The 8630-nt window shown below is 57.0% G+C and carries 6 protein-coding genes and 2 tRNA genes; 4 read left to right on the forward strand and 4 right to left on the reverse strand.

The annotated features are described in order from the left end of the window. Window positions 1-14: 14 nt before the first annotated feature. Window positions 15-88: transfer RNA gene (locus THISIDRAFT_RS03360), tRNA-Cys, on the reverse strand. 101 nt (window positions 89-189) lie between these two features. Beyond that, window positions 190-265 (reverse strand) — tRNA-Gly (locus THISIDRAFT_RS03365). Between the two features lie 139 nt (window positions 266-404). On the opposite strand from THISIDRAFT_RS03365, the gene THISIDRAFT_RS03370 reads away from it, so the two are divergent. Continuing rightward, the gene (locus tag THISIDRAFT_RS03370; protein WP_246585315.1) at window positions 405-1706 is read left to right on the forward strand and encodes an ISNCY family transposase; all 1302 of its coding nucleotides are present in this window, start codon (window positions 405-407) and stop codon (window positions 1704-1706) included. Between the two features lie 224 nt (window positions 1707-1930). Continuing rightward, window positions 1931-6718, forward strand: coding sequence for a PAS domain S-box protein (locus THISIDRAFT_RS03375; RefSeq protein ID WP_006788726.1), 4788 nt, complete (start codon window positions 1931-1933; stop codon window positions 6716-6718). Between the two features lie 78 nt (window positions 6719-6796). Here THISIDRAFT_RS03375 and THISIDRAFT_RS03380 read toward each other — a convergent pair whose 3' ends face one another. Next, a complete protein-coding gene (locus THISIDRAFT_RS03380) occupies window positions 6797-7141 on the reverse strand; it encodes an RNA-guided endonuclease InsQ/TnpB family protein (protein WP_246585316.1) in 345 nt (114 codons plus the stop codon). Here THISIDRAFT_RS03380 and THISIDRAFT_RS03385 point away from each other — a divergent pair. Both THISIDRAFT_RS03385 and THISIDRAFT_RS03390 read left to right on the forward strand, forming a co-directional pair. Further along, a complete protein-coding gene (locus THISIDRAFT_RS03385) occupies window positions 7127-7474 on the forward strand; it encodes a transposase (RefSeq protein WP_006788727.1) in 348 nt (115 codons plus the stop codon). The genes THISIDRAFT_RS03380 and THISIDRAFT_RS03385 overlap by 15 nt on opposite strands. Window positions 7475-7508: 34 nt before the next feature. Further along, window positions 7509-8129: a transposase gene (locus tag THISIDRAFT_RS03390; protein ID WP_246585317.1), complete on the forward strand. Its 621-nt coding sequence runs from the start codon at window positions 7509-7511 to the stop codon at window positions 8127-8129. On the opposite strand, the gene THISIDRAFT_RS03395 is transcribed toward THISIDRAFT_RS03390, so the two are convergent. Beyond that, complete coding sequence (locus tag THISIDRAFT_RS03395) at window positions 8057-8458, reverse strand: GGDEF domain-containing protein (protein ID WP_159098529.1); 402 nt, start codon at window positions 8456-8458, stop codon at window positions 8057-8059. The two genes, THISIDRAFT_RS03390 and THISIDRAFT_RS03395, sit on opposite strands and share 73 nt — an antisense overlap. Window positions 8459-8630 lie beyond the last annotated feature (172 nt).

Consider the following 8630-nt stretch of genomic DNA (forward strand, 5'->3'; position numbering starts at 1 on the left):
AACACACTGAAAACTGGAGGCTGGGGTCGGAATCGAACCGGCGTAGACGGCTTTGCAGGCCGCTGCATGACCACTCTGCCACCCAGCCTGAATATCTAAAACTTAATGCGGATTATAAAATAGCCTGCATCATAGAACACATACAATAGCGCATAAAAAACCCCGGCATGACCGAGGTAAGAAAAGGCTTGGAGCGGGAAACGAGACTCGAACTCGCGACCCCAACCTTGGCAAGGTTGTGCTCTACCAACTGAGCTATTCCCGCGTCACTGAATGAGCGCATATTATACCGATTTATTTTAACCTGTCAATAGTTTTGCGCAGAGAGTGTTAGCCCAAAGCAGTAATGTCCCCTTCGTCCAATTCTAAAATGTCCCCTTTATATTTAAGCGGGAGGGGCACGCATGACGAAGGAGCACATTACGATGAGTCACAAAGAAATTGACCGACTAGAGATGATTCAGGCGGTGGCGAACAAGCATCTGCGGCAGGCCGAGGCGGCCCAGCGCCTGGGGTTGAGCGTGCGCCAGGTCAAGCGCCTGGTTCGCCGCTATCGTGAGCATGGGGCGACAGGGCTACGCAGTGGCCACCGTGGCCGACGTCCCAATAACGCCATTGCCGAGACAGTACGCCAGGAGGTGCTCGCCTTGGTCAAGACGCACTACACCGACTTTGGCCCCACCCTGGCCTGCGAAAAGCTGGCCGAGCGCCATGGTCATCATCTCTCGGTCGAGACCCTGCGCCAGTGGATGGTGGCCGATGGGCTATGGCAGCCCAAGCAACGCAAGCAAGCCCGCATTCATCAGCGCCGTCCACGCCGCCCCTGCCTGGGGGAGCTCATTCAAATCGACGGCTCGCCCCATGACTGGTTTGAGGTGCGCGGCCCGCGCTGTACCCTGATTGTGTTCATCGACGACGCCACAGGGCGCCTGATGGCCCTGCGCTTCGTGCCCGCCGAGACCACCCAGGCCTACATGGAGACCCTACAGCAATACCTGGATCAGCACGGACGTCCGGTGGCCCTCTACTCAGACAAACACAGCATCTTCCGTGTCAATCATCCTGAGCACGACGGGGAGCTGACCCAGTTTTCCCGCGCCCTCAAGACCCTCGACATCGCCGCCATTCATGCCAACACGCCTCAGGCCAAGGGGCGGGTGGAGCGGGCCAACCAGACCCTGCAAGACCGTTTGGTCAAGGAGCTGCGCCTGCGTGAGATCTCGGACATCGACGCCGCCAACGCCTTCCTCCCCACCTTCATGGCCGACTTCAACGCCCGCTTCGCCGTCGAGCCACAAAGCCCCCAGGATGCCCACCGACCGGTGCTGCACAGCCCCGAGGAGCAGGCCCTCATCCTTTGCATGCACCATACCCGTAAGCTCTCCAAGAACCTTTGCTTCCAGTTCAAGAACCGGGAATATCAGCTTCAGGGACAGGGCAAGGGCTACCGCCTGCGGGGTGCCACCCTCACCGTCTGCGAGGCCTTCGACGGCACCATCACCCTCCTGCACCAGGGGCACATCATGCCTTACCGTCTGTTGGCTGAGGGCGAACCGCCCACACCGCTGGATGATGAAAAAAGTGTCCACCACAGCGTCGACCAGGCCAAGGCAAAACAGACCGCCAAGCCAACCTACAAACCGGCGCCGGACCACCCTTGGAGAGGTCGGGGCAACATCACTCCGGCACCAGCCCAAACACCATAACCACGCATTCTACGGGGGACACTTCTGCTTTGCACAAAAGGGGACTTTTCTGAATTGGGTTGACAGCCGTGGCTGTTCTTCCTGATAGCGCGCTAGCAAGCACGCTGTGCTTTCTTTGAATGCGCGTTCTGGATTAAGATCAAATCAAAGTTACATTCTTAGTAACAATATTTTGTTTTTAAATTCTACCCTGATCCTTGCGGTCACTCTTGGGGCATTGATTCATGTTGGATGTTTCTCCGCAGTGCTTAGCAGAACGACTAAAACACGGCCTGGATCGTCGTATTCTCACCTTATTCTGGCTAGGTCTGGGCCTGGGGCTTGGGTTGATGCAGTGGCTATGGTTTCCGATGGAAACCAGTGCGCCGACCTGGTATGTCGTCACGGCTGAGGCGACATTTGCCCTGCTGGTGGCAGCGGGTATGGTGTATATCGGTTTTCGCCCGCGCCTGTCTGCTACCCCCCCGGAATATACCATTGTCTTGCTGTTACTCACGGGGCTGGGGTTTTTGTGGATTTATGCCATCACCGATAGTTTTGAACATTTTCTGGCGCATCCCTTCTGGGCGGTATTGCTGCTGGAGCAACTGCCCAGGCTGCTAGGGGTTTTGCTGTTACTGCTCGCCACAAAGCGCTGGCTGGATCATACCCGGGAGCAGCATCAGGCACTGCGTCAAGCAGATGATTTGTATAAGGATTTGGTGGAATATCATCCACATATGATCGAGCATTATTTGCCCGATACCACCATCTGTTTTGCCAATCGCACCATGCAGGATTTTTTTCAGGTGCCGGGCGGCCTGGAAGGCAAGCGTTGGATCGAGATGCTTGATCCTGAGCAACGGGAGCATTCACTGACAGCACTGCGGCGTTATACCCCCGAACAGCCGGTGCAAAATTTTGAAAATCAGGCGCGTAATGCCCAAGATTCGCTTCGCTGGGTGCGCTGGGTCAATCGCGCTTTTTTTGATGCACAGGGACACATCAGCCATTTTCAAGCCGTGGGTTATGATATTACGGCAGAACGCGAGGCCGAGCAGCAACTCCAGCGCAGTCAGCAATTGCTGGCCTCGGTGCTGGAAAATCAGCAGGAAATGATCTGCCGTTTTCTCCCCGATACCACGCTGACCTATGTCAATGGTGCCTATTGTCGCTTGTTCGGACACCGTGCCGATGAACTGCTGGGGCGGCGGTTTCTTGATCTGGTGCCGACCTCTGAGCACAAGGCCATTTTGGAAAAGTTGCAGACCCTGAGTGCCAAAAATCCTAAGCAGACCTATGTGCATCCCTCCATTCTCAGCGATGGCTCGCTGGTCTGGCAGGAGTGGACCGATCTGGCGATTCTTGATGAACGCGGACAGGTCATGGATATTCAGTCGATTGGTCTGGATGTAACCGCTTATAAACAGGCCCAGGCCGCATTGGCAGAAAATGAGATCCGCTTGCGCACCATTTTTGACAGCATGGACGAACTGGTCTATGTCAGCGACCCGCACACAGATGTGGTTCTGTTTACCAATGCCCGCATCCGTCAGGTTTTCGGTCAGGTGGAGGGCCAGTCCTGCTGGCAGGTTTTGCAGCAAGCACAAAACGGGCGTTGTGCCTTTTGTCCAACTGAACCTGCCCTGCTCAATGCACAGGGCAAGCCTGCCGGAATGCGCCACTGGCGCATACATCATAAAGACAGTGCTCGCTGGTATGACTGCCGCGATCAGGCGATTTACTGGAATGATGGTCGTTATGTGCGACTGGTGATGCTCACCGATATTACCGAACAACTCAGCATGGAAAGCGCCCTCAAAAACAGCGAGGCGCAATACCGACTGTTGGTGGAAAATCTTAATGACGGTATCTGGCAGATTGATGCTAAGGGCCGCACCACCTTTGTTAATCAGCGCATGGCGGCGATGCTGGGCTATAGCACCGAGGAGATGCTCGGGCGGCATCTGTTTGAGTTCATTGATCCCGCGTGGCTGCCACAGGCCGAGCAGAATATCGCGCGCCGTCAAAGCGGCATTGCCGAAACCCATGAGGGGCAATTGCGCCACCGCAATGGCCATGTGCTGCATGTGATGATTGGCACCACCCCGCTGTTTGATGAGCAAGGCCATTACCAGGGCGGGGTAGCGGGCATTCAGGACATTACTGCGCTCAAACGCCTTCAGGCCGAGTTGGAGCTGGCGCAAAATATTGTCAAGCATATCCAGGTGGGTTTGTATGTCTATCATCTGGAGGATCTGGAGAATGATCGCAGTCTGCGTCTGGTGTATGCCAATCCGGTTACGGAGCTGTTGACGGGTCTGGCGGTCGTTGATGTGCAAGGCAAGACGCTGGATGAAAATTTCCCCGGACTGCGGGCGCTGGGCATTCCCCAACGCTATGCCGAGATCGTGCGCAGCCAACAGGTCGCCGATTTTGAAGACATGACTTACACCGATGCGCGTGTTTTACAGGCGGCGTTCGCGGTAAAAGCCTATCCGTTGCCCAACAACCACATGGGGGTCTCGTTCGACAACATCACCGAGCGCAAGCAGATGGAAAATGCCTTGCGTGACAGCCACGAATTGCTCACCGAGCTTTCACGTCAAGTGCCCGGAGTGATCTACCGCTATCAGTACTTTCCGGATGGGCGGCATTGTTTTCCTTTTGCCTCGGACAATATCTGGTACATCTACGAGGTGACGCCCGATGAGGTCAAGCACGATGCCAGCAAGGCAGTTTTGCATATCCACCCTGATGATCGTGAACGGGTGATGCAGAGCATCGTCGAGTCCTATGAAACGCAGTGCCTCTGGGAATGCGATTATCGCGTCATCCTGCCCCAACAGGGGCTGCGCTGGGTGCATGGCAGTTCCAGACCGCAACCGCAGCCGGATGGCTCAGTGCTTTGGCATGGCTATATCAGCGATGTCACTGAGCGCAAACACGCCGAACAACGCTTGCAGGAAACCACCGAGCACGCCAAACAACTCGCCGTTCAGGCTGAACGCGCCAATGCCGCCAAGAGTGAATTCCTGGCCAACATGAGCCATGAGATTCGCACCCCGATGAATGGCGTTATCGGCATGACCGGTCTGCTGCTCGATAGCGAACTCAATGCCGAACAGCGCCGCCAGGCCGAAACCATCCTCAACAGCGCCGAATCCCTGCTCAGCCTGATCAATGATATTCTGGATTTTTCCAAAATTGAAGCTGGCAAGCTGGATCTGGAGGCATTGGATTTCAATCTGCAGTATTTGCTGGAAGATTTTGCTGCCGCGCTGGCGGGGCGCGCCTATGAAAAAGGTTTGGAGTTGTTCTGCGTGCTTGCACCCGACACACCGCTTTATCTGCGTGGTGATCCGGGGCGTGTGCGCCAGATTCTCAATAATCTGGTCGGCAATGCCATCAAGTTTACCCACCAGGGTGAGGTCGGCATCCACGTCAGCCTGGTCGAGCACAGAGAAGACGCGGTGCTGCTGCGCTTTGCCGTCACCGACACCGGCATCGGCATCCCGCCGGATAAGGTCAGCCTGCTGTTTCAGAAGTTCTCCCAGGTCGATGGCTCGATCACCCGCACCTACGGCGGCACCGGGCTAGGACTGGCAATCTCCAAGCAATTGGCTGAGATGATGCAGGGTGACATCGGCGTGGAGAGTCAGGAAGGCGTCGGTTCGACCTTCTGGTTTACCCTGAGCTTGGGGGTAGGACAAGAGCCGACCGACGCCCGCCATGCTTGGGGCGAGCCGTTACCGGCGGTGCGGGCCTTGGTGGTCGATGATCACCCCATTCAATGTGAATTGCTGTGTGCCATCCTGGAACGCCGGGGCGTACCGGTGAGCAGCGCCGGCAACAGTGCCGACGCCTTGCGGGAAATCTATGCCGCGCTGGCTGAGCATAAGCCCTATCAACTGTTGCTGACCGATCAGCAGATGCCCATCATGGATGGCGAAACGCTGGGACAGACTCTGCAGGCCGATCCGCGCCTGGCCGATCTGTATCGGGTGATTCTGCCCTCCTCCATGAGCAGTGCCGAGGATATCGAACGCTATCATGCCGCCGGGTTTCACGCCTATCTCCCCAAACCCATCCGCCAGCAAGAACTCTTTGCCGTCTTGCAGGCCCTGCTGGCGCTCCCGCCAGACCGGTTGACACACACTCCGATCATCAGCCCCCGAGGCCCCCGCGCGGCGATACATGCTCAGGTGATCCCATTTGCCCCCAACAAGGTACGCATCCTGCTGGTGGAAGATAACAGCACCAATCAGCAGGTGGCCTTGGGTATCTTGCGCAAGCTGGGGCTAAAAGCCGATGCCGTGGGCAATGGACAAGAAGCGGTCGAAACGGTGATCAATATTCCCTATGATCTGATTTTGATGGATGTGCAAATGCCGGTGATGGATGGCCTGCAAGCTACCCGCGCCATCCGCGCCCTGGACAAGGCCGCCATCAACACCGATATACCGATTGTCGCCATGACCGCCCATGCCATGCAAGGTGACAAGGAGCGCTGTCTGGCGGCGGGCATGAATGACTATCTCAGCAAGCCCCTGGTGCCACATCAGGTGGCGGAAACCCTTGCCCTCTGCTTGCCTCATCTGCTTGAAATCAGTACACCACCGACGCCAGCACCGGCACCAAAACCGCCAGCCGCCGTGCCACCGGTGACAGAATCAACACCCCCGCCCGCGCTGCAGATATTCAACCAGCAAACCGCGCTGGAACGTTTCATGGGGGATCATGAGCTGCTACAGCAAATCCTCCACAGCTTTATGGCCGACCTGTCTGCACGGCTTGCCGAACTGCAACAAGCCTGTGCCACGGAGGATTTTATCCTCATCCGTCAACTGGCTCACAGCCTCAGCGGCGCTGCCGGTAATTTGAGCGCCGAACGCCTGCAGGCCATTGCCAAAGGCATCGAAGCGGCCGCGTTGACTGAAGATCTGGCGCACATCCAAGCCGCCTATCAGGAACTCAACGACCAGCAATACGCCTTCTGCAACCATATCGGCCAGTTATTAGGGAAATCTTGAGCGCAGCTGTATAAGTGTCCACCTGCGTCGCCGCTCATAAAAACCTATCCAAACTTGCACGAAGCTGAATAAGTCTGTTCACGCCGTCAACGCCAGTGCGGGCGAACCCGTCTTACCTGACTCGTGCGTGCGTTTAACGTCCGGCCTGAGCGCGTCCAGACGATCCAGACCATAACGGTCTAAATTTTTTGCGGCGTTGAGGTCACGATCCATGACGTGTCCACAGTCACACGCCATTGTGCGCTGATCCAGTGACATATCATGGATTTTCCCGCAGGCGTGACAGGTCTTTGAAGACGGATAGAACCGATTCGCAAAGATCACAGTCACGCCACGCCACACCGCTTTGTACTCGATGTGTCGTCGCAATTCGCCAAAGCCAGCATCGGAGATGGCGCGGGCAAGACAATGGTTTTTGATCATCCCGGAGACATTCCCAGCGGCGAGATCATCCTGTTCTGGGATGAGGCCTCCTATCACCGTGCCGGGGCCGTGCGCGAACTCGCTCAGGCGCTGTCCATCACCCTCCAGCCCTTGCCCGGCTATAGCCCCGACTTCATGCCGGTCGAAGCGCTCTGGCGCTGGGTGCGCGAGGAGCTCACCTACCCTCACTGTCACGCCACCGCCGAGGAACGGGTTCAACGGGTCAACCACTTTGTCAACACCATCAATGCCGATCCCTGTGCCATCGCGGATCGACTCTGGACCAAAACCACGCTCAATCCGGAGGAAGAAAAATTACGCATCCCGGCTTAGTTGAAGTTTAAAGCCGCTGCCGGCTGGGGCGCGGGTGCTGCTGTTGGCGGATCGGTTCTACCCATCGGCGACGTTGTTCGCGTGGTTGCATGCGCACGAATGGGGCTACCGGTTGCGCTTGAAGGGGAATCTGCGGGTGGACACCGGCGTGGCGGAGACCACGACCGGGGATTTGGCCAAGGGTGTGCGGGAAGCGTATTTTCCGGGTGTGCGCCTGTTCGCCTCTGGGGTGGTGACCCACCTGGGAATTGTGCATGACCCGGGGCATCCAGAGCCGTGGATCATGGCCATGGATGCGGATCCGACCCGGGCGCGCGTACTGGACTATGCCACGCGCTGGGGCATCGAGCCGATGTTCTCCGACTTCAAGGGGCGAGGATTTGGCTTGGGGGATTCGCACCTGCGCCCTGCGGATCGTTTGGAACGCCGGGTGTTGATCATGGCCTTGGCGATGTATGGGTGTGTGCGCATTGGGCGCGAACAGGCGTGCCACCCTCCGACCCCGCTCGAAAAAAAACCAAGCACAGGACGATCCGAACCACTGGCGCTTTCGCAAGCTTGCCCGCAGCCTGGTTTCGTGGTTCACACGTGGCTTGCGCTACCTGATGCGCTGTCTGCAAAACGACCTGCCGCTGCCGGCTTTTCGTGCCCGTGAGTAAATTGATAGGTGGTAAGCAATACCGACAAAGGCTGGCGTTTTTCCTGAAAATCCTGCCAGTAGAGCGGTGCCTGCTGGTCAAAATAGTGGCGGTTGTAGACACCGGTTAAGCCATCCCGCTGGCTGAGTTGGTGGAGCTGCTGATTGGCCTGCTCCAGATGGTAAGTGCGCTCTTTGACCTTTTCTTCCAGCGCATGGGCATAGTCTTCAAGCGCCTGGTGCGCCTGCCGGGTTTGCTCAAATATGCTATTAAAAGACTCTGCCAGTCGGCCCAGTTCATCATATAGTGGACCCCGAAATCTGGACAACAGTTTAAGTGATGACAAAGCCTCCAGCATGGGGTAGCGAAGAGATGAGCGAAAAGAAGAAGCGGAACACATACAACGCCGAGATCAAGGCCAAGGTCGGGCGTGAGGCGATCCATGGGGTCAAGACCGTCAACGAGATGGGTCAAGCCTACGGGGTTCACCCGGTGCAGGTCAGCAAGTGGAAGAAGGC

This window comes from Thiorhodospira sibirica ATCC 700588, from assembly GCF_000227725.2.
GTDB classification, from domain to species: Bacteria; Pseudomonadota; Gammaproteobacteria; order Ectothiorhodospirales; family Ectothiorhodospiraceae; genus Thiorhodospira; species Thiorhodospira sibirica.